Origin of the sequence: Aequorivita lipolytica (assembly GCF_007997135.1) — a bacterium.
GTDB lineage: Bacteria > Bacteroidota > Bacteroidia > Flavobacteriales > Flavobacteriaceae > Aequorivita > Aequorivita lipolytica.
Window position 1 is genome coordinate 327,120 of record NZ_VORU01000002.1, and the last position, 20,441, is coordinate 347,560.

The 20,441-nt window shown below is 37.6% G+C and carries 19 protein-coding genes; 9 read left to right on the forward strand and 10 right to left on the reverse strand.

The features are described from left to right. Nucleotides 1-15: 15 nt before the first annotated feature. The 5 genes from ESV24_RS04015 (at nt 16) to ESV24_RS04035 (ending at nt 5,360) form a co-directional block, all read left to right on the forward strand. Nucleotides 16-1,500: a hypothetical protein gene (locus tag ESV24_RS04015; protein ID WP_111815377.1), complete on the forward strand. Its 1,485-nt coding sequence runs from the start codon at nt 16-18 to the stop codon at nt 1,498-1,500. 9 nt (nt 1,501-1,509) lie between these two features. Next, on the forward strand, nt 1,510-3,651 hold the full coding sequence (locus ESV24_RS04020; RefSeq protein WP_111815378.1) for a Tex family protein: 2,142 nt from the start codon (nt 1,510-1,512) through the stop codon (nt 3,649-3,651). A gap of 100 nt (nt 3,652-3,751) precedes the next feature. After that, on the forward strand, nt 3,752-4,168 hold the full coding sequence (locus ESV24_RS04025) for an ester cyclase (RefSeq protein ID WP_111815512.1): 417 nt from the start codon (nt 3,752-3,754) through the stop codon (nt 4,166-4,168). Nucleotides 4,169-4,195: 27 nt separating this feature from the next. Then, nucleotides 4,196-5,146, forward strand: coding sequence for a histone deacetylase family protein (locus tag ESV24_RS04030; RefSeq protein WP_111815379.1), 951 nt, complete (start codon nt 4,196-4,198; stop codon nt 5,144-5,146). 1 nt (nt 5,147) lies between these two features. Next, complete coding sequence (locus tag ESV24_RS04035; RefSeq protein WP_111815380.1) at nt 5,148-5,360, forward strand: hypothetical protein; 213 nt, start codon at nt 5,148-5,150, stop codon at nt 5,358-5,360. A gap of 3 nt (nt 5,361-5,363) precedes the next feature. Here the strand turns inward: ESV24_RS04035 and recQ are convergent, their stop codons facing one another. The 4 genes from recQ to ESV24_RS04055 form a co-directional block, all read right to left on the reverse strand. After that, a complete protein-coding gene (recQ, locus tag ESV24_RS04040) occupies nt 5,364-7,442 on the reverse strand; it encodes a DNA helicase RecQ (RefSeq protein ID WP_111815381.1) in 2,079 nt (692 codons plus the stop codon). A 73-nt stretch (nt 7,443-7,515) separates the two neighbouring features. Further along, nucleotides 7,516-7,851 carry a single-stranded DNA-binding protein gene (locus ESV24_RS04045; protein ID WP_111815382.1) on the reverse strand — a complete coding sequence of 112 codons (336 nt, stop codon included), beginning with the start codon at nt 7,849-7,851 and terminating at the stop codon, nt 7,516-7,518. A gap of 263 nt (nt 7,852-8,114) precedes the next feature. After that, complete coding sequence (locus tag ESV24_RS04050) at nt 8,115-8,942, reverse strand: ferritin-like domain-containing protein (RefSeq protein ID WP_111815383.1); 828 nt, start codon at nt 8,940-8,942, stop codon at nt 8,115-8,117. Between the two features lie 31 nt (nt 8,943-8,973). Then, nucleotides 8,974-9,732, reverse strand: a complete 759-nt coding sequence (locus ESV24_RS04055) for a ferritin-like domain-containing protein (protein ID WP_111815513.1) — start codon at nt 9,730-9,732, stop codon at nt 8,974-8,976. Between the two features lie 177 nt (nt 9,733-9,909). Between ESV24_RS04055 and ESV24_RS04060 the strand changes: the two genes are divergently transcribed. Beyond that, entirely contained in the window at nt 9,910-10,482 is a 573-nt protein-coding gene (locus ESV24_RS04060; RefSeq protein ID WP_111815385.1) for a TMEM175 family protein, read from the forward strand. Here ESV24_RS04060 and ESV24_RS04065 read toward each other — a convergent pair whose 3' ends face one another. After that, nucleotides 10,483-10,944 (reverse strand): CBS domain-containing protein, encoded by a 462-nt coding sequence (locus ESV24_RS04065; protein ID WP_111815386.1) that lies wholly within the window; start codon nt 10,942-10,944, stop codon nt 10,483-10,485. A 121-nt stretch (nt 10,945-11,065) separates the two neighbouring features. Between ESV24_RS04065 and ESV24_RS04070 the strand changes: the two genes are divergently transcribed. Next, entirely contained in the window at nt 11,066-13,432 is a 2,367-nt protein-coding gene (locus tag ESV24_RS04070; RefSeq protein ID WP_111815387.1) for a M28 family peptidase, read from the forward strand. After that, nucleotides 13,425-14,231 (forward strand): SDR family oxidoreductase, encoded by an 807-nt coding sequence (locus ESV24_RS04075; protein WP_111815388.1) that lies wholly within the window; start codon nt 13,425-13,427, stop codon nt 14,229-14,231. The genes ESV24_RS04070 and ESV24_RS04075 overlap by 8 nt, the downstream gene beginning before the upstream one ends. A gap of 89 nt (nt 14,232-14,320) precedes the next feature. On the opposite strand, the gene ESV24_RS04080 is transcribed toward ESV24_RS04075, so the two are convergent. The 4 genes from ESV24_RS04080 to ESV24_RS04095 all read right to left on the reverse strand — a co-directional run bounded on the left by ESV24_RS04080 (nt 14,321) and on the right by ESV24_RS04095 (nt 18,508). Further along, on the reverse strand, nt 14,321-14,848 hold the full coding sequence (locus tag ESV24_RS04080) for a Riean_0653 family protein (protein ID WP_111815389.1): 528 nt from the start codon (nt 14,846-14,848) through the stop codon (nt 14,321-14,323). A 210-nt stretch (nt 14,849-15,058) separates the two neighbouring features. Then, nucleotides 15,059-15,586, reverse strand: coding sequence for a Riean_0653 family protein (locus ESV24_RS04085; RefSeq protein ID WP_146743142.1), 528 nt, complete (start codon nt 15,584-15,586; stop codon nt 15,059-15,061). Between the two features lie 175 nt (nt 15,587-15,761). Beyond that, nucleotides 15,762-17,828 (reverse strand): M13 family metallopeptidase, encoded by a 2,067-nt coding sequence (locus ESV24_RS04090; RefSeq protein WP_111815391.1) that lies wholly within the window; start codon nt 17,826-17,828, stop codon nt 15,762-15,764. A 71-nt stretch (nt 17,829-17,899) separates the two neighbouring features. Next, a complete protein-coding gene (locus ESV24_RS04095; RefSeq protein ID WP_146951068.1) occupies nt 17,900-18,508 on the reverse strand; it encodes a hypothetical protein in 609 nt (202 codons plus the stop codon). 100 nt (nt 18,509-18,608) lie between these two features. On the opposite strand from ESV24_RS04095, the gene ESV24_RS04100 reads away from it, so the two are divergent. Further along, nucleotides 18,609-19,556, forward strand: a complete 948-nt coding sequence (locus ESV24_RS04100; RefSeq protein WP_111815393.1) for an NAD-dependent epimerase/dehydratase family protein — start codon at nt 18,609-18,611, stop codon at nt 19,554-19,556. A 3-nt stretch (nt 19,557-19,559) separates the two neighbouring features. Here the strand turns inward: ESV24_RS04100 and ESV24_RS04105 are convergent, their stop codons facing one another. Then, entirely contained in the window at nt 19,560-20,429 is an 870-nt protein-coding gene (locus ESV24_RS04105) for an SdiA-regulated domain-containing protein (RefSeq protein ID WP_111815394.1), read from the reverse strand. Nucleotides 20,430-20,441 lie beyond the last annotated feature (12 nt).

Below are 20,441 nucleotides of genomic sequence, written 5' to 3' on the forward strand. Positions count from 1 at the left end.
TCAAATTCTCAATCTATGTTTTTCAAAATACTTTTTCTTTCAATTTTTTGTGTCTTTGCAGCAATCGGGCAAACCTCTTTTTTAGAAATGCCAAATGATTTAAGTAAAAAGAATTATTCTGTTGAAAATGCTTTTGTAGTAGTAGATGATGAAAAACAAACTTTTGCAACATTCTTGACCAATGAAAATACTATAAACGCCTATCTATATTCCGAAAACGCGGAGTCAATATCTAAATTTGCGTCCAAAGGCTTACCGGAAGGATATAATGAAATCATCGGAAAAACTATTAAAGATGGTCAAGTTCGTTTGTATTTTAAAGAATACTACAATAAAAAATTTGGAGCCGTACTTTTCGATTTTGAAAGAAAACAATCTATTGAAACCGAATTTGGTTTTAAATTGAAGGATGAAATCTATCTTCAATCGCACAGTTACCGAGACAGGCTTTATATAATCACAGTAAGTAAAAAAACTTCTATTTTAAATATATATACTTTTCAGCACGATGGAAAGTTTGAAAAAAAATCATTCGACTTCACCGAAAATATTTTTGTGAATGGAAAAAACGAACCTACCACACTTTATAAACTTTTATACGATAGTTTTAATGGATTAACATCAGTTGTTAAAATTGAGGAGTCAAATCCTAATTCACTTCAAATTACAAGCAATCTTTCCAAGATTTATGACCGCGGCAATTCCTTCATTCTCTCTATTGACAAAGAAGATTTATTTACATACTTACTTGAGTTTAAAGTGCCAGAGCTTTCAGTAAAAATTTCAGCAATTGAAAAACTGAATGAAATTGGTGATGAAAAATTTAACACAACTAATTCATATCTGTATAAGGATAAAATATTCCAGATTGGCGGAAACAGTAAAATATTGGTTTTTACTATAAAAGAACTTGACACAAAAAAGGAACTAAAACGTTATGTTTTTTCAAAAGACGAAGACATACCTTTTAAAAATAGCGCCATTATTGAAGAATATGCTACAAATAGATCCATCAAAACGAAGGAATTGGATAACGCTGCTTTACTTCTTCAAATATTCAATAGAGGAAATAGTGGAGTTGCTATTAATCCAACAAGCACTGGCTACCAAATAACAATGGGAGGAAGTGAAATTATAAAAAAAGGAGGAGGCGGTGGCTTTGGACCAATGATGGTAGGTGGTTCCGGTAATGGGATGTCAATAAATAGCACGGGAGGTGGGATGGTAGTCACGAGCGGTTTCAACCCTACATTTTATTCCTTTGGAGGCTACGCCTACAACGAAGAGAACAGAACCAAACGCATTGAGTGTCTGTTCAATGAAGATTTTGAGCACATAGATGGTGAAATTCCTCAAAATGTTTTTAATAGGTTAAGAAACCATATTTCAAATCTGCCAAAAGCAAAAGCAGAAACGTTGTTTAAAATGAATGATTTTTTTGTTTATGGCAGGTATTTTTCCAAAGAGAATGTTTATAATTTTTTTAAATTTTCAGACTAATTTTCCATAATGAAAAACCTCCTTCAATACATAACCTCCCAAACCCAACTACCCAAAAAAAGCGTTGAGAATACGGTCAAGCTTTTAAACGAAGACTGCACCATCCCCTTTATTTCACGCTACCGAAAGGAGTTGACGGGCAATCTTGATGAGGTCCAAATTGGTGATATTGTAAAATACAAAGATCAGTTTGAAGCGTTAGAAAAACGTAAAACTGCTATACTAAAATCTTTGGAAGAACAAGAAGTTTTGAGTGATGAACTTCGGAACAAAATTGAAGAAGCAACAGATTTAATCACTTTGGAAGATTTGTATTTGCCGTACAAAAAGAAGCGAAAAACAAAAGCAGATACAGCGCGTGAAAACGGTTTGGAGCTTCTCGCGAAAATTATAATGAGTCAATCCCGAAATCTTGGTAGCACAGAAATTTCTTCACTTGCTTCAAAATACATAAAAGGCGAAGTGAATTCCGAAGAGGACGCTTTGGAAGGCGCACGCCACATTATTGCAGAATGGATTAACGAACGTACCGATATTCGGAATATGCTGCGGCACCAATTGGAACGTTTCGCCACAATTTCAACTAAGGTAGTTAAGAAATTTAAAGATGACGAAAAAGCCCAAAAATTCCGCGATTATTTTGATTGGAACGAAGGGTTGAATAAAATTCCTTCGCATAGACTATTGGCAATTCTACGCGCAACTTCCGAAGGATTTATTCGCCAGAAAATAGAAATTGATGATGAAAAGGCCATTTCAAAAATTGAAGATCGAGTCATAAAATCAAATGATGCTGCTTCAAAACAAATTAAACTGGCCATTGAAGATAGCTATAAACGGCTGTTGCTTCCAGCACTTTCAAACGAAGCGTTGTCTGCGGCCAAAGAGAAAGCAGACGAAACTGCAATTAACGTTTTTGCCAAAAACTTAAAACAACTTTTGCTTGGTTCGCCTTTGGGGGAAAAGCGCGTTTTGGCCATTGATCCAGGTTTTAGAACGGGCTGCAAAATAGTTTGCCTCGATGCCCAAGGCGGTTTGCAGCACAACGAAACCATTTATCCGCACGCTCCAAAAAACGACACCAAAGGAGCGATGAAAAAGATAAGTTCGCTGGCCGATGCTTATAAAATTGATGCAATCGCCATTGGCAATGGAACTGCTTCGCGGGAAACGGAGCAATTCATAAAACGAATCCATTTTAAAAATGCGATGCAGGTTTTTGTGGTGAGCGAGGCTGGCGCTTCTATCTATTCGGCTTCAAAAATTGCACGTGATGAATTTCCGAATTATGATGTTACCGTTCGAGGTTCTGTGTCCATCGGTCGCCGTTTGCAGGATCCGCTAGCGGAACTTGTAAAAATTGATGCAAAATCCATTGGTGTTGGGCAATATCAGCACGATGTTGATCAAACAAAATTGAAAAGTTCGTTGGACACTTCGGTGGAATTATGTGTGAATGCAGTTGGTGTAAACATAAATACGGCAAGCATCCCACTTTTAAGTTATGTATCGGGAATCGGTCCAAAACTGGCTGAAAATGTAGTAAACTATCGCGAAGAAAAGGGCGCATTTTCTTCACGCGAAGAAATTAAAAAAGTACCGCGTTTAGGTGGAAAAGCTTTTGAACAGGCGGCGGGATTTCTTCGAATTAAAAATGGCGAAAATCCGTTGGATGATTCGTCCGTACATCCCGAAAGTTATTCGGTGGTCTCAAAAATGGCGAAGGATGAAAAAGTAAAAGTTTCAGAATTGATAGGAAACAAAGCACTGTTGCAGAAAATTAATCTTGAAAAATACATTTCAGAAAAAACTGGGCTACCCACTTTAAAAGATATTATCAAAGAACTTGAAAAACCGGGACTTGACATTCGCGAAGAGGTTAAGGTTTTCACTTTCAACCAAAACATAAAAACCATCATCGATTTGCAGGAAGGACAATTGCTGCCTGGAATTGTGAATAACATCACTAATTTCGGTTGTTTTGTGGATATTGGAATAAAGGAAAGTGGCTTGATTCACGTTTCAAATCTTGCTGATTCCTTTGTGAAGGACGTAAGCGAGCATGTACATTTGCACCAACAAATTGTGGTAAAAGTATTGGAGGTTGATGTGCCCAGAAAGCGAATTCAGCTGAAATTACACAAAAATTAAATTCTTCAAAATAGTTTTCAGCAATTGCTAAACATTTCCCAAACCATCTAAAACAAAAGTGGTTGATCTGAATATTTCTTATCTTGAAAGGAAAATAATTATGAGTAAAGAAAGGAACATTCAGGCACAGGAAACATTTGGCGATGCAGTAAATTCAGGAAATTTGGAAAACATCCGTGGGGTTGTTTCAGAAAATGTAAAAGACCACGATCCTGCTGAAATACAGGGAAAAGGAGCGCAAGGATTTATTGATTTTTTTAGTATGATGCGAAAAGCTTTTCCAGACTTTAAAGTTGATGTGAAACACATGGTTACGGATGAGGAAAATGTAAGTTTTGCATATACTGCTTCTGGCACACATAAAGGAAATTTTATGGGAATTGCCCCTACTGGAAAAAGTTTTCAAGTCCGAGGCATGCAAATAAGTCGTTTTGAAGATGGTAAATTAATAGAACGTTGGGGAAGTACCGATGAACTTGGAATTTTGAAACAATTGGGCTTTGATCCCACTTCATAAGGATTCAGTTCAAATTACATACGCTGAATGCTTAAAATTGCTTTCCACCCCATCTACAAACACCCTCTGCCCAAAGGACACCGTTTTCCTATGTCTAAATATGAGTTGCTTCCACAACAATTGTTGCACGAAGGAACCTGCAAAGCCGAAAACTTTTTTGAACCAAAAATGCTTTCCGAAGAAAATATTCTCGCGGTGCACACAAAGGAATATTTTAATAGTTTACTGAATCTTACTTTAGATAAAAGTGCAGCACGAAAAATTGGGTTTCCACTTTCCGAGGCGCTTGTACAACGAGGAAGGATTATTTCCCAAGGGACGATTGATTGTTGTGAATATGCATTGAAATATGGCATTGCAATGAACATTGCCGGCGGCACACACCACGCCTATACCGATCACGGGGAAGGATTTTGTTTGTTGAATGATCAAGCGATTGCGGCGAAATACCTTTTGATGAAATATGGAACAGTCGATAAAACGGTTCCGCAACAGGTGCGGAACGACAACGTCGTTGTCAACAAAATATTAATAGTGGATTTGGACGTTCACCAAGGTAACGGCACCGCCAAAATTTTTGAAAATGACGAAAGCGTTTTTACATTTTCTATGCACGGTGCAGGAAATTATCCTTTTGAAAAAGAAAAAAGTGATTTGGATATTGCCATTCCCGATGGAAGTGGCGATGCAATTTATCTTCAGAAATTAAAGGAAACTTTACCAAAGTTGATTGAAGAACAGAAGTCAGATTTTATCTTTTATTTAAGTGGCGTGGATATTTTGGAAACCGATAAATTGGGAAGGTTAAACTGTACCGTGGAAGGCTGTAAAGAACGCGACCGTTTTGTGCTGCAATTGTGTAAAGATTTACAAATTCCTGTTGAGGTTAGTATGGGTGGTGGCTATTCCCCAGAAATAAAAACTATTATAGAGGCGCACGCAAACACTTTTAGGTTGGCAACGAAGATTTATTTTTAACATGTCAAAAAAGAAAAAAGGCAAGAAGAAATCCACCTTCGCTAAAGCTTCGGCAGACGAGGGAAAAAAAGGACTAAAAGAAGAATGCTGCGAAAAGTATCTCAAAAAAGGAGAGCAGAAACGATGCAGACGTTGCCCGTGTTTTGATATGACCGAAGCGAAACGTTTGCAGCGGTTTGAGCATTTGGAAATAGCAATTAATTCCGGAGATTAAAATTTATAAATACAGTCCAAGTTTAATCTTCCAATAGGGTACTTTCTCCTCAAAATATTCAAAATACGGTTTTAAAGCTTCCGGATCTTCAAGTGATTTTTGTGCAGTTTTGATTTTCTGAATTTCTTCAGAAGTAATGAGTTCGGAAAAGTCAAATTCACTTCCTAATTGATGCATTTTTATAAAGTGTCCATAAACTGAATCTTCTGAAAGTCCGCGTTGATTTGCAATTTCCAAAGGTGAAAAATTATCTTCTTTAAACATTTTATAACTGCGTTCGTGTGTTGGTAAATCGCTTTCCAAACCGTCTAAATGCCTATTGATTATCTTTAGAAAATCGTCAGCATATTTTTCAAGTTTGGCTTCCCCAACTCCAGAAATTTCTGCAAATTCTTCTCGGTTTCGAGGTTTTTTGTATTCCATATCTTCTAAAGCAGCGTCGCTAAAAACAATGTAGGCTGGCATTCCAGCTTCCTGTGCTAATTTTGTTCGAAGCGTTTTAAGTTTTTCAAAAAGATCAGCGCGTTTTCGGGGCGCTCTTTCAGTCTTCACTTTTTCGGTTTCTTGAATGATGTTTGCCAAACGAACTTTTTTACCCTCATACAAAACTTTCTTTGCAAAAGGAGTAAGCAATAACCGCCCGTTTTCGTGAAAATAGATCTGTAAAATCCCCTGATTTAAAAGTTGAATAACATATTGCTGCAAATCGCGCCACGAAATATCTTTTGCGGCGCCGAAAGTTTTTATGTTTTGGTAACCTTTATCATAAACCTGAGCATTTTGTGAACCACGGAGTACGTCCAAAACCATTCCCATTGCTTCCTGTTCTTGTAGTCGCGCAACCGCAGAGCAAACTTTTTGGGCAATTAGCGTTCCATCAAAATATTTTGGCGGCGTTTTGCAGATGTCGCAATTGCCGCAATCTTCAGTTATATGTTCACCAAAATAACCCAAAAGGGCCTTTCTTCGGCAACTCAAAGCTTCAGCGAATTGCTGCATTCTTTCAAGTTTAGCCAATTGATACGTTTCGGTTTCTGTGCCTTCAGCAAATTTCCGAAGCATAATAACATCTGCGAAACTGTAGAAAAGTATGGTATGAGACGCCAAACCATCTCTTCCGCTACGACCAATTTCCTGATAATAAGCTTCAATGTTTTTTGGCATATTGTAGTGGATCACCCAACGCACATTGCTTTTGTCGATACCCATTCCAAAAGCGATTGTTGCAACAATAATTGGCGTTCGGTCATTTACAAAATTATCTTGGATGGTGCTTCTTTCTTCTGAAGTAAGACCAGCGTGATAGGCTTCTGCTCTATAACCTTTTGACTTTAGTGTAGCCGCCAGTTTCTCTGTACTTTTTCTGCTTAAACAATAAATGATGCCGCTTTCATCTGTATGTTTTTTCAGAAAATCGAGAATTTGTTTGTTTCGGTTTTGTCCAGGACGAACGTCTAAATATAAATTTGGCCTATCAAAGGAAGCGATAAATGTTTCTGCATTTGGAATAGCGAGTTGATTTGCAATGTCTTCTCGCGTAGGTTTATCTGCAGTAGCTGTAAGTGCTATCAATGGGACGTTTGGAAATTGTTCCTTCAAGCTTTTAAGTTGCGTATAAGCTGGACGAAAATCGTGCCCCCAACTGGAAATACAGTGTGCTTCATCAACGGCGAAAAGGCTTATTTTTATTGACTTCAGAATAAAATTCAATTGTGGAAGACTTTCGGGAGCTACATATAACAACTTTAAATTTTCGTTTTGGAGATCTTTTAAAACCTGTTGCTGTTCTTCATAAGGTTGGGAACTGTTGTAGAAAGTGGCAGAAATCCCGTTTGCTTTTAAAGCATCCACTTGATCTTTCATTAAAGCGATTAGTGGAGAAACAATAATTGCAGTTCCTTCCATAGCCAATGCGGGCAATTGAAAGCACAACGATTTCCCGCCGCCTGTGGGCATAATTGCGATGGTGTCTTTTTGATCTAATACATTATTTATGATTTCTTCCTGATTTGGTAGAAATTTCTCGTAACCGAAATACGTTTTGAGCAAATCGAATATGTTTAATTGAGTAGTTGTATCCATTGCTGTAAAAATAAAGATTTCAAATTTAAAAAGCCTCCCGAATTTAATCGGGAGGCTTGGTTGGCCAGTCGTTTTATTTACTCCCCAGCATGACTAGCTCGTTGCAAAATACTTCAGTAATATAATGTTTATTGCCCTCCTTATCATCCCACGACCTATTCGTAAGCTTTCCTTCTATAACGATTTCCTGACCTTTGGTCACATAATTTTCGACCACCTTAACGAGTCCACCTTTTACAACTACGTTGTGCCAATAGGTGCGTTCTACTTTTTGACCCTCTTTGTCTTTGTAACTGTCATCTGTGGCCATTGAGAATTTGGCCATTTTATTGCCATCGGCAAAAGTTACGATTTCTGGGTCTTGGCCCAATCTTCCAATCAACTGTACTTTGTTTCTAAGTGCGTTCATGATTTCTAAATTTTAATGTTAAACAATTGATACTATCGAAGTTATTTTTATTCGACAGGACAAACTTACATTGGCTTCTAAATTTTAGTTGGTTGTTACGTATTTACTTTCGTTTATAGTTGTTTGTAAGCGTTTGAAAACATATCTTATTTTAAGAAAATCCAATGTTTATAGTATTCGGAGCTCTTTTCAGAATTTCGAAAAACATCAAAAAAAATCCTGGAATGTCCAGGATTTATTCTTCAAATGTGTATTTATTTTGATTAGGAAACGATAAAGATACCGCCAATAGCAAGAACTTCGTTCATAGTCAAAGGTTCATCGAAAGCCTCAGTAACGGCATCGTCGCCACCTACGGAACCGAATAATCCACTTAAGTTTACACCACCCTGAACGAGATTGCTCTCCGGAATTTCACCTCCATAAATGGGAGCAAACGCTGATGGTAAGGTATTTTGAGATCTAGTAATCCATCCTTTTTCACCGCGCATTCTTCTAACTTGTGAAGCATGGCGCGCTTCAACGGAGTGAATCTGCAAAGCGTAGGTCAATAAGGTATCGTCATTGGCCAATGCTCCAGCCTGCCCTTTATAAGCACGAACTCCCGTGTCTTCAAACCCTTGTGCAAGCGCCATAAAGGTTGGGTAATCATTAAAGGGGTCAAGGTTTAATCCACCAGGTGCTCCAGTGAAATCGAACTCTGGTTTTAGATCACCATCTTGTAAACCCAGTGCCGCAAGTAGAAAATCTACGTGTGCATCCTCATGTCTGGAAATAGTGGAAAATACGGTTTCATCCTCTGATGGAATAACCCCACTATCTAAGCCCAATTGGTAAAATTCGCGTTCCAAATATTCTAAGGTTAGTGCAAATTTTAGTACATCCTCGTTGGAAGCCATTTTGTTTCCAAAACCCATAGCAAGAGTAGCAGCTTTAGTTTTGGAGCTCGTTGCGGCCAAAGCAAAAGGTATTGATGCCAAGGCAACATTTTTCCCTACATTTTTAAATTGTTGAAATGAATCCCTTCTAGAGCTCTTCTCTTTTAAAAGCTTATCGTCTGAAAGAATATCTAATATTTTTATAAAATTCATAATATTATGTTTTTAAGATTGATAGTTAATTTTAGAAATTCGGTAAGTTAAATGCTGTGAATTCAGTTTTCAAGAATCCGGTTGCTATAACCTCATTTAACACTGTCTTTGGAGCTGCTGCTTGATCAAAAGCAGGAGCGGTTCCGCCTAGACCTATTAAAATGTCATCACCGGCAAAATCCATTGAACCTGGATTTATTAAATCTCTAATTGCGGACGCATGTCTTGCTTCCACAGAGACTATTTTTCCTGCTAATAATAAGTATGTCTGACCTGCAGCATTACTAACATCAATTAACTGTCCTGCGCCATTATAGGCTCTAACACCAGTATCTTCCAAGACTTGTGAGATTCCAAGAACGGCATCTCTACTGCTAAAATCAACTGAAGAGAAATCAAATTCCAAATCTGGAAGAACCATACTTTGGTCCACAGCTGCACTGATGGCAGTTTTGAAGAAATCTCTATGGATTACTTCGTGATTATAAAGATCCTTAAATAAGGTTTTTTCTCTGGAAGGTGCACCAGCATAATAGCTACCTTGGATAACCTTTGTATAAAATGCTGCCTCTAATTGTTCTAAAGCATATGCATAATTTAAGATTCCTAGATTTCCACCTCCTAAATCAAATTGATCTGGTGGGGTTTCGAGCGTCATAACTTCATCATCGTCGCTACACCCAGTCATAAAAAATAAGCCGGTACCTACTAAGGCTGCTCCGCTAAGCTTCAAAAATCTCCTGCGATCATTTTGGGTTGTTGGGAACTCTTTTTCAATTTTGTTTTTCATAATCATGTTTGTTTTGTGTTAATGTTTTAAATTTACGTAGTAATCACACCTTTGGTTTTAATATTAAGGTTAAATGTTTACCAACGGTTTACCAAAAAGAGTTAAATAACGCAAAAATGGTAGGTTATAGTGGCTGGAAGTATGAATTCAATAATGTAAGAGAGCTAAGTTATCAGTATGAACAGCAACAGACTTGAAGCATTCAGCGATGGTGTTCTCGCCATAATAATCACTATAATGGTCTTAGAACTAAAGGTGCCGGAAGGCACAGATTTAGCCGCACTAAAATCCGTGTTGCCTGTATTCTTGAGTTATATACTTAGTTTTATTTATGTAGGTATTTACTGGAACAACCACCACCATATGATGCATGCCGTACAAAAAATTAATGGTGGAATTCTATGGGCCAATCTTCATTTGTTGTTTTGGCTTTCCTTAATCCCTTTTGTTACGGGCTGGATTGGTGAAAATCATTTTTCCGAATTGCCAATGGCTCTTTACGGAGCTGTGCTATTGATGGCCGCAAGTGCCTTTTTTATTCTTCAGAATAGAATTTTGGCGGTGCAGGGAAAAGATTCTCTATTGGCGAAGGCATTGGGAAATGATTTAAAAGGTAAAGCATCTCCAATTATTTATATTATTGCATCGTTTTATAATCCGTGGATTGCCGGAGTGCTATATATTATGGTAGCTTTAATATGGTTGATTCCCGATAAAAGGATAGAAATTATTTTTAGGGACAAAGAATAATTACCAAGATTGTCCTTTCAGTTCCATTGCGGCCCGAAGCACATCGCGTTGGCTTATCTGGCCAACTAGTTTTCCATTTTCTATAATCGGAAAACGGCGGTGTTTTGATTCCAAAAATTTACTGGCAGCATCCAGCACGTTCATTTCACCATCAATGGTATCAACATTTTTAATCATATGTAGTTCCACTTTCACGTCTTCCATTGGGTGGTTGTGGTAGCGGCAATCGCTGAGCTGTTTCATACAGTCGCCTTCGGAAATGATGCCGACCAATTCATTTTTGTCATTAATAACGGGGCCACCGGAAATTCTTTTTTTCAGAAGAATCTCGATTACTTCAAGCACAGATTGGTCAGGTTTGAAGGTGATGAGGTTGCGCGTCATATAATCAGAAACCTTAATTTTTTCCGAAGAACCTTTTTGGGGCTTTGCCCTTCTGCCAATAAAACTTTTAATTCCCATAATATCAAATTTTTGCGAACTTCTAATATACTCAATTTTATGATATCAAAGAAACCCTATGTTTCAAACGAAAAAACCCTTCCGATTAAAATTGTATTTTTATCAACCTAAACTTCCCACCATGAAAAAAATTGGCGCCATTCTTTCGCTACCACTTATTATTGCATTAGTATATTACAGTTTTTATGGTTTGACGCCACATTATGACGGAGATGAAACCGCACCAGCCACCGAATTTTCAGTTGATAGAGCATTGCAGCCTTTAAGCGAAATTTCAAAAAAACCCCATTATTTAGGTTCCGAAGGACACGGAGAAGTTCGTAAAATTTTAATTTCTGAATTGGGTAAATTGGGTCTCGATCCACATATCCAAGAAGGGTTTAGCCTAAACCCCGAATCTAAAACGCTAAACAAACCCATTAATATTGTTGGCCGAATAAAAGGATCTGAAGACGGAAAAGCACTTTTATTGCTTTCACATTACGATAGCGCGCTTGTTCCATCTTTCGGCGCGAGTGATGCCGGAAGCGGCTTGGTTACTATTTTGGAAAGCGTTCGCGCCTATTTGGCTTCAAGAGAAACACCCAAAAACGATATAATAATTCTTTTTTCTGATGCTGAGGAAATAGGGCTTGACGGGGCAAAACTTTTTGTGAACGAACATCCATGGGCAAAAGATGTAGGTTTGGTGCTCAACTTTGAAGCTCGCGGAAGCAGCGGCCCCAGCAATATGATTTTGGAAACTAATGGCGGGAATTCAAACTTGGTAAAGGAATTTATACAAGCCAATCCAGATTTTCCAGTTGCTTCCTCCTTAATGTATAGCGTTTATAAAATGTTGCCCAACGATACCGATTCCACCGTTTTTAGGGAAGATGGAGATATACCCAGTTTCTTCTTCGCCTTTATTGACAGTCACTTTAATTATCACACTGCCAATGACACGTTTTATAATTTAAGCAACAATTCGCTGGCGCACCAAGGAAGTTATTTGCTTCCGCTAATTCATTATTTTGCCCATGCCGATCTCTCAAAGATGAAGTCGGAAACGGACGATGTTTACGTAAATTTTCCTTTGGTAAAAATGATAAGCTATCCATTTTCGTGGATTTTGCCAATGCTTATTTTGGCAACACTACTGTTTTTGTTCCTCATTTTTTACGGACTTCACAAAAGAAAACTAAACGGAAAAACAATGGCGTTGGGCTTTGTTCCGTTTTTACTTTCTCTCTTTGTTTGTGGCCTTATTGGTTTCTTTGGTTGGAAATTGATTTTGGTACTCTACCCGCAATACTCCGAAATACAACAAGGTTTTACCTATAATGGGCATTGGTATATTGCATTTTTTGTCTTTCTTTCGTTGGCAATTACATTTGCTATTTATAAAAAATTCACTCAAAAATTTAACGAGGCTTCCTTTTACGTAGCTCCGTTACTTTTTTGGTTCTTAATAAACGTTGCAGTTTTTATAATCCTGAAAGGTGCTGCTTTCTTTATAATCCCCGTATTTTTTGGATTGATTTCATTTTTTGTGATGCTTCGGCAGCAACGTCCCAATCTTTTGGCAACGGCGCTTTTGGCAGTTCCGGCAATCTTTATTTTTGCGCCGCTCATTCAGTTTTTTCCAGTTGGTTTGGGTTTAAAAATGCTAGTTATTAGTTGTGTTTTTACCGTTTTGCTTTTTACATTATTATGGCCAGTTTTCGGATATTATAAAATGAAAGGTTTGCTTTCAGGTTTATGTTTACTGCTTGCCATTTTCTTCTTTATAAAAGCACATTCAAAAAGTGATTTTTCCGAAGAACGAAAAAAACCAAACAGTCTCGTTTATTATAAAGATGCCAATGAAAACAAAACCTATTGGCTAACATACGATAAAGAAATTGATGAATGGACCCAGCAATATTTAGGCGAAAAACCCGAAGATGCTTCCAAAATTTTAGGTGATGCTGCGTATAATAAATACGGAAGAAATTTCAGTTTTGCCGCTGAAGCTCCGGAAAAAAACATTGCAGATTTCGAAGTTATTTTAGAAGAAGATACGCTGGTTGAAAATCTTCGGAATGTTCGGTTTACAATCGTTCCAAAGCGTAAAGTGAATAAAATAGATTTATACAGCGTTGAGAATACCTCCTTTAAAACTTTGGAATTCAACGGAAAAAAGGCAGCAGTTTCAGGACATAAAGATTATAGAGGCACTAAAAACAGTGCGCTCATTAATTATTACGTTTCCGAAAATGATTCACTTAAAGTGAAATTTTCCGTTGAAAACAATTTACCAGTTTCTTTTAAAGTGATGGAATATTCTTTTGATTTAATGTCTAATCCTGAATTTGAAATTGCGAAACGCCCCAATTACACAATGCCGAAACCATTTGTAATTACGGATGCTGTTGCGGTGAAACGAACTTTTTCAATAGATTCGTTGAGTATAAAAGTTGCAGACACAATTACAATGAACCCCAAAATTTCTTTTCCCAATGACTAAAACAATTTCTATTGTGGGCCTGGGATGGCTCGGACAACCTTTGGCATATCGCTTGGCAACGTTGGGTTACACCGTAAAAGGTTCAGTAACTACTGTTGCAAAAGCTGCTTTATTACAACAAAACGGTTTTGATGCTTATCCTGTAGAAATTTCGGAAAATGGAATTGAGGGTGAAATAAAAGCACTTTTAAACAATACCGATTATTTAATGATAATGATCCCGCCCGGACTTCGGAAAAATACGGGTGCAGATTATGTTTTAAAAATGGCGCACTTGCTTGCAGCAATAAACGAATCTTCCGTTTCTAAAATAATTTTGGTGAGCAGCACTTCTGTTTATGATGATTCACAAGGAAACGTTACTGAAAAGGATGAACCAAAACCACAAACCATTGCCGGAAAACAACTGCGGCAAGTGGAAGAACTATTTATAAATTCAGAAGGATTGCAGACTACAATTGTGCGTTTTGGAGGATTGATAGGCGGAAGCAGAAATCCCGCAAAATACTTGGCGGGACGAAAAGATTTGGCAGATGGCAACGCCTCAGTGAATCTGATTCACCGCGATGATTGTATCAATATTTTAGTCGAAATTTTAAAACAGGACGCTTTCGGTAATGTTTTTAATGCTGTAAACCCAGACCATCCCAAAAAATCAGACTATTATATTCAAAAAACAAAAGAGCTTGGTTTGGAGCCACCAACTTTTGCTGAAAATTCTACGGATGAGGTTTATAAGCGAGTAGATTCTGAGAATTTAAAATCTATTTTGAACTATTCTTTTAAAGTTTCCATATAAAAAAAGGAACCTTTTAAAGCTCCTTTTATATTCTTAATTTAATTCTCTCGACATAAGATAGCAAGGGTTAAAGATTTGGGTTAAAATTATTATTGTGTAAAGTGGCTATCGAAACGGCCTTCTCTTATTTTTACTGTTTCTCCAGTTGTAGGATGTTTTATATCAAATGTAAATGTGCCTGAAACTATATTATTTATAAAATCTAATTTTGTAATTGAAAATTCTCCTGTATAATCTGAATTTGTTGTTGATGTCTCTAAAATATCTTGAAAAAAAAGCGCGGCGCTTGCATTGCCGTCTATTTCTTCAAGTAGTGGATAAATTTGCCCTTCTTCAATCGGTTTTTTAATAGTTCCAATATCAATTCCTCCCGGAATCATATTAAAGTTAGTGCCTGATATATGAAAATAATATTCTCCCCCTACCAATTGATAAAAACAATTAAAGGAGCCACTGTTGTCTATAAAGGGTTCACCATTTACCAAGCAGCCAAAAGTACCCGCCCCCGTTTGGGTGGCTGGTGGCAGTTGATCTATTGGTGCAACGGCGTCGTCGTCTTTGTGACAGGAGCTTAAAAGGATAAGGGTTGTAAATACCAAGAGATGTAGGTTTTTCATAGTGTAAAATGTTATTTGCAAAACACGGACTAAATATTTTAAGTTATGTTTTGTGAATGTTAAACATGGGTTTCATTTTTGAACTCTAGATTTCTGCTGGGTTAACTTCCTGTTGTGAAAAGCATAAGGAAGAAATGCCCATAAAGAGCAATAAGGTAATTTTTTTCATTGTAGGTTAAATAAAATAGTTAAAGATTTGGGTTAAAATCATTATTGTGTAAAGTGGCTGTCAAAACGGCCTTCTCTTATTTTTACTGTTTCTCCTGAGATAGGATCTTTTAAATCAAACCAAAAAGTTCCAGATACAATATAAGTTTCAAAATTAAATGTAGTTATATGTAACTCTCCAATCATTGTTTCCCCAGTATCAGCACTAACTCCCACACCCTGAAAAGAACATTCGGCATAAACCGAACCCTCAATGTTTGCCATCAATAAATAAGTGTTTCCTTCTTCAATTGATTTATTATTTGATGCGAGGAAAATTTGCCGAATAAAATAGTCTTCCTTGGCCCCACTTAGTCCAAAATAATATTCTCCACTCACCAATTGATAAAAGCAGTTAAAAGAGCCACTATTATCAATAAAAGCCTCTCCATTAACCAAACAACCAAAAGTACCTGCTCCGGTTTGAGTGGCTGGTGGCAGTTGGTCTATTGGTGCAACGGAATCATCGTCTTTGTGGCAGGAAGTCATTATAAAGATTATAATGATAAGTAGATATTTAGATATTCTCATTTTATAGATTTATTGGGCGTTACAAAGCTAACAGATTTCAATCTTTTTAAAAACAAAAAAGGAGCCTTTTACAGCTCCTTTTTTTATAAAAATATATGTCAGGCTGAGCGCAGTCGAAGCCACATGATTTGAAATTCAAGGCATTTCGACTGCGCTCAATGTGACAATTGACAAACTACCAAATACGAACCCTATTTTCTGGGGCAACGTACATTGGGTCACCTTCCTTAATATCAAACGCTTCGTAAAAAGCATCAACATTTACCAAAGGTTGTGTAGCACGTACCATTCCTGGGGAGTGTGGGTCTGTTTTCACTTGGTTGCGAACAGCTTCATCACGAGCTTTGGTACGCCAAACGGTTGCCCAACTCATAAAGAAACGTTGCTCTGGAGTGAAACCGTCAATGTTATCTGGACGTCCGTTTTCTTTATAAAAACGCTGCAAACCATCGTAAGCACCAAGCACACCACCAAGATCGCCAATGTTTTCACCTAAAGTGAACTTTCCATTAATAAAAACACTGTCTAAAACTTCTATATTGCTGTATTGCTCGGCAAGCTTATTACCACGTTCGGTGAAGTTTTCAAGGTCTTTATCTGTCCACCAATTAACTAAGTTTCCGTTGGAGTCAAAACGCGAACCACTGTCGTCAAAAGCGTGTGAAATTTCGTGACCTATTACTGCGCCAATTCCACCGTAGTTTACTGCTTCATCTGCTTTGTAATCGTAGAAAGGTGGTTGAAGGATTGCAGCCGGGAAAACTATTTCGTTGTTGAACGGGTTAAAGTAAGCATTCACGGTTTGTGGGCTCATACCCCATTCAGTGCGGTCCACAGGCTCATCTATTTTTTCAAGATTATCTTTCAGGTTCCAAGTTTGTACGGCTACCATATTGTCATAATATGTATTTCCAGTTTTCACTTCCATAGCGGAATAATCTTTCCACTTATCTGGGTATCCAACCTTTACTGTGAACTTGTCAAGTTTTTCGATAGCTTTCACTTTCGTGCTGTCACTCATCCAGTCCAAAGCGTTGATTCTGTCTTTGTAGGCTGCAATTACGTTAGTAATCATTGCTTCCGCTTTTTCTTTTGCTTCCGGCGGAAACATTTCATCTACATATAATTTACCCAAAGCTTCGCCCACGCTTCCGTTAACGGTGGCAAGGGCACGCTCATCTGCTGGTTTTTGTTTTTTGGTTCCGTTTAAGGTTGTAGAGTAAAAATCAAAATTCGCTTGGTCAATTTCGGTAGTTAGCATTCCTGTGGCACTATTTAAAGTAGACCAGCGCATTACGGTTTTCCAAGTATCAAAATCTGGCTTTGCAAACATTTGGTTTAATGTTTCCATATATTTTGGCTGCATTACGATAACGGTATCCATTTTTTTGGTAACGCCCATTCCTTTGAAAGCCTCTTCCCACTTAAGTTGTGGAAGCATTTTCTGCAATTCAGCAATGCTTCTTGGGTTGTTGAAATTTCTGAAATCGCGGCTCGCCACTTTGTCTAATCTTGGGGTGGCAAGTTTTGTTTCGAAAGCAAGAATGGTTTCTGCCTGCTTACGGGCAGATTCTTCTGTATCGCCCAAAAACTGAAGCATTCTTGTAATATGATCTACATATTGCTGACGGATTTTTACCGAGGCAGGATCTGTATTAGTATAAAAATCGCGGTCCGGAAGCCCTAAACTACCTGGAGTGATATACGCTGCGTTCATCGCGCTATTGCTTGGGTTTGAAAAAGCTGCAAGACCCAAAAATGGTTGTGAAACCGCAACAGCATCCTCACTCATCAATTTTTGAAAATCTTCCATGCTGTCCATGGCAGCAATTTTATCAAGCGTTGGCATTATTGGAGTAATACCAGCCTTGTCTCTAGCAACTGAGTCTAGCTTAGACTCATAAATCATTAAAGCTTTTGCTTGGTCAGTTTCTGGAGCGTATTTTCCGCTTTCTTTTGCTTTTGTTAAAATATTCAGCATGTCTTTGCTGGTTTTTTTGCGCAGAATAGTGAACCCGGCCCAACTAGTTTCATCGTCTGGTATTTCGTTGTTTTTCATCCAGTTACCGTTCACGTAATTGTAAAAATCTGCTTTTGGGCTTACTGTGGTATCCATGTTTGCAAGAATGATTCCGTGTGGTTCGTTATCTGCTACGGCCACATCAGTTTTTTCTTTACAAGCTGTTACAGCTACGGCAATCACTGCAAAAGCCACAACAGGTTTCAAAAAATTAGTCTTCATTGTATGATTTGTGTTTTAGTGTTTATTTTAAATTTATTACGAAAGTATAAGTTGCTTTTTCTATTTGAATGTTACAGTTTCTTATTCTTTTTATCCTGAAGTTCCAAATTCATGATAGAATCTTTGTAACGCTTTTGTTTTTTCAGTTCGTTATCCTCATCTTCCTTTCTTTGAAAATCAATGTAATCCTTTTGAAATTTCTCATTCAGTTGAACAATCAGGTTTGTTACTGCGGTGTTCATTGCTTCTAAAGACTGCTGCACTTTTACAGAATCAATCGTTCCTTGGTGCGAAGCCTGAAATAGCAACTCTGAGCGGGTTTTTAATACCACCAGTCGGCTGTGGATTGGTTTGGTATTTAAAGTATCTGGAATTTTTTTGAAGAGTGAATCAGCAAATTCTTTCAGATACTCTGTGCGGTTGCGAAGATCCTGATAGTTGTTGCCGTTGGCGTTTTTTGCTTCGGTAAGAAAATCCTCCAAAATTCCCCAACGTACAGCCTGTATTTTAGCAGGCGGAGTGAGTTGAGGAAACTCGTAATCTTTATTGCCAAAAATTATGGAAGCATCGTTAGATGGAGTTTGGTTCTTGTTTTCGTCGGCAGCATTTCCGCAGGAAAAAACAAAGCCAACAACTAATAAGAGAGGAATAATAAACTTCATAAAAAATAAAAGGAGCACAAAGATACTGGTTATTAAACAAATGGCACATAATTTTTTTTAGGCGCTGAAAGAACTCATAATATGTATCTTTACACCACATTTTTGAAAAAATAAACAGATGAAAAAGAGAATTCTAATTATAGGCGCCTGTGGCCAAATAGGAACGGAATTAACGATTTATTTACGTGAAAAATTCGGCAGTCATAAAGTGATAGCCAGCGACATACGTGAAGGTGAAGAAGAATTGATGAAAAGTGGGCCTTTCGAGATTTTGGACGCTATGGATTACGATGCAGTAGAAGAGGTAGTAATTCGTCACGAGATTACAGACGTTTATTTAATGGCTGCTATGCTTTCCGCCACTGCTGAAAAATTTCCGATGAAAGGTTGGAATTTGAATATGAACTCACTTTTTCACGTATTGAATTTAGCTAAAGAAAAGAAAATAGAAAAGATATTTTGGCCATCCAGTATAGCAGTTTTTGGGCCATCTACTCCGAAAACTGATACGCCACAACGTACAGTTATGGAGCCCAGCACCGTTTATGGAATCAGCAAGCAAACAGGCGAGCGCTGGTGCGAATATTACTTTAACCGTTATGGGGTGGACGTTCGCAGTATACGTTATCCCGGTCTTATTAGTTACAAAACGCTTCCTGGTGGCGGCACTACAGATTATGCCGTTGATATTTACCACAAAGCCTTAAAGCACAAAAAGTACATTTGTTTCTTAAATGCTGAAACCACATTGCCAATGATGTTTATGGACGATGCCATTAGGGCTACCGTAAACATTATGGAAGCTGAAAAGGAAAAGGTGAAAATTAGAAGTTCGTATAATCTTTCAGGAATGAGCTTCAATCCTGAAGAAATAACGGCGAGTATTCAAAAGCACATCCCAGAATTTAAGATAAGTTATGAGCCAGATTTTAGGCAAGCTATTGCAGACAGCTGGCCGCAAAGCATCGACGATAGCAAGGCACGTGAAGATTGGGACTGGAAAAGTGAAATTTCGTTGGATGAAATGACTGAGATCATGTTCACTAATTTGAAGGAAAAGTATTAATTATTATTCGTCGAACTCAACCTCAAGGATAGTTGCAGTTCCATATCTTCCTTCGTTGGAAATATATAGCGTGCCGTCTGGAGCAAAGGTTATTCCTTCAGGTTGGGGGAATGATTCCTTAAGTAGTTTGTGCAACTTAATAGGCTTACCCAGGCTGTCCAAAATTAATAACTGCGGATTTTTTCCTTCCAGAATGTAAAAGTTTCCGTTTAGGGGGTGTAAAGCAATGTCTGAAGGATAGAAACTTGATGATGCTTCTACATCATCATCTATGTCTTTAGGTTTAAAAATTGGATCGTTCAAAGGAATTTTCAATACTGGCAAGGAGTTCGTTTCTTTTGTTGCCAGATTGAATGCGTAAATCCCTTTATATTCGTCGCTGTTTGGATCTTTGTTTTTTACAGTGAAAAGTAACCGATTTTTGAGAGTATCTGCGGTTAGGGATTCTATATTTTCTTTTCCAGAAAAAGGAATTTGGTAATTCTTCGTTTGGAAATTGGCGCTCAAATAGTTTTCTATTTCAAAAAGACGCCCACTGCTTGCCATTACAAACGCACTGCTGTCTGCTGTGGTAAGCGCTTCATAATCGCCAGATTTGGCAAAATTCACTTTTTTTTCTATTAGGTTTGTGCTGAGGTTGTAGATAAAAATTATACCATCCTCATCCTGGACGCAGGCAATCTTATCTTCAGAAATCCATCTAATTCCAGATATTTCATTAAGATCTGTTGGCACGTCCCATTTGCGTACAATAGTATATGTTTCTTCTTCCAAACGAGGGTTAAGCGCAGGGTTTTCAAAAGCATACCAAAGAATTCCCACAAATGCGAGAACCCCAACAATTATAAAAAAAGCTATTCTATTTTCGTTCATAAAGAGGATTAT

Bases quoted from the DNA above. Each gene is read 5' to 3' on its own strand.
- ESV24_RS04035 (WP_111815380.1), top strand. From the start codon at position 5,148: ATGTCAAAAAAGAAAAAAGGCAAGAAGAAATCCACCTTCGCTAAAGCT.
- ESV24_RS04045 (WP_111815382.1), bottom strand. From the start codon at position 7,851: ATGAACGCACTTAGAAACAAAGTACAGTTGATTGGAAGATTGGGCCAA.
- ESV24_RS04065 (WP_111815386.1), bottom strand. From the start codon at position 10,944: ATGGGAATTAAAAGTTTTATTGGCAGAAGGGCAAAGCCCCAAAAAGGT.
- ESV24_RS04075 (WP_111815388.1), top strand. From the start codon at position 13,425: ATGACTAAAACAATTTCTATTGTGGGCCTGGGATGGCTCGGACAACCT.
- ESV24_RS04025 (WP_111815512.1), top strand. From the start codon at position 3,752: ATGAGTAAAGAAAGGAACATTCAGGCACAGGAAACATTTGGCGATGCA.
- ESV24_RS04055 (WP_111815513.1), bottom strand. From the start codon at position 9,732: ATGAAAAACAAAATTGAAAAAGAGTTCCCAACAACCCAAAATGATCGC.
- ESV24_RS04070 (WP_111815387.1), top strand. From the start codon at position 11,066: ATGAAAAAAATTGGCGCCATTCTTTCGCTACCACTTATTATTGCATTA.
- ESV24_RS04015 (WP_111815377.1), top strand. From the start codon at position 16: ATGTTTTTCAAAATACTTTTTCTTTCAATTTTTTGTGTCTTTGCAGCA.
- recQ (WP_111815381.1), bottom strand. From the start codon at position 7,442: ATGGATACAACTACTCAATTAAACATATTCGATTTGCTCAAAACGTAT.
- ESV24_RS04050 (WP_111815383.1), bottom strand. From the start codon at position 8,942: ATGAATTTTATAAAAATATTAGATATTCTTTCAGACGATAAGCTTTTA.
- ESV24_RS04030 (WP_111815379.1), top strand. From the start codon at position 4,196: ATGCTTAAAATTGCTTTCCACCCCATCTACAAACACCCTCTGCCCAAA.
- ESV24_RS04020 (WP_111815378.1), top strand. From the start codon at position 1,510: ATGAAAAACCTCCTTCAATACATAACCTCCCAAACCCAACTACCCAAA.
- ESV24_RS04100 (WP_111815393.1), top strand. From the start codon at position 18,609: ATGAAAAAGAGAATTCTAATTATAGGCGCCTGTGGCCAAATAGGAACG.
- ESV24_RS04060 (WP_111815385.1), top strand. From the start codon at position 9,910: ATGAACAGCAACAGACTTGAAGCATTCAGCGATGGTGTTCTCGCCATA.
- ESV24_RS04080 (WP_111815389.1), bottom strand. From the start codon at position 14,848: ATGAAAAACCTACATCTCTTGGTATTTACAACCCTTATCCTTTTAAGC.
- ESV24_RS04090 (WP_111815391.1), bottom strand. From the start codon at position 17,828: ATGAAGACTAATTTTTTGAAACCTGTTGTGGCTTTTGCAGTGATTGCC.
- ESV24_RS04085 (WP_146743142.1), bottom strand. From the start codon at position 15,586: ATGAGAATATCTAAATATCTACTTATCATTATAATCTTTATAATGACT.
- ESV24_RS04105 (WP_111815394.1), bottom strand. From the start codon at position 20,429: ATGAACGAAAATAGAATAGCTTTTTTTATAATTGTTGGGGTTCTCGCA.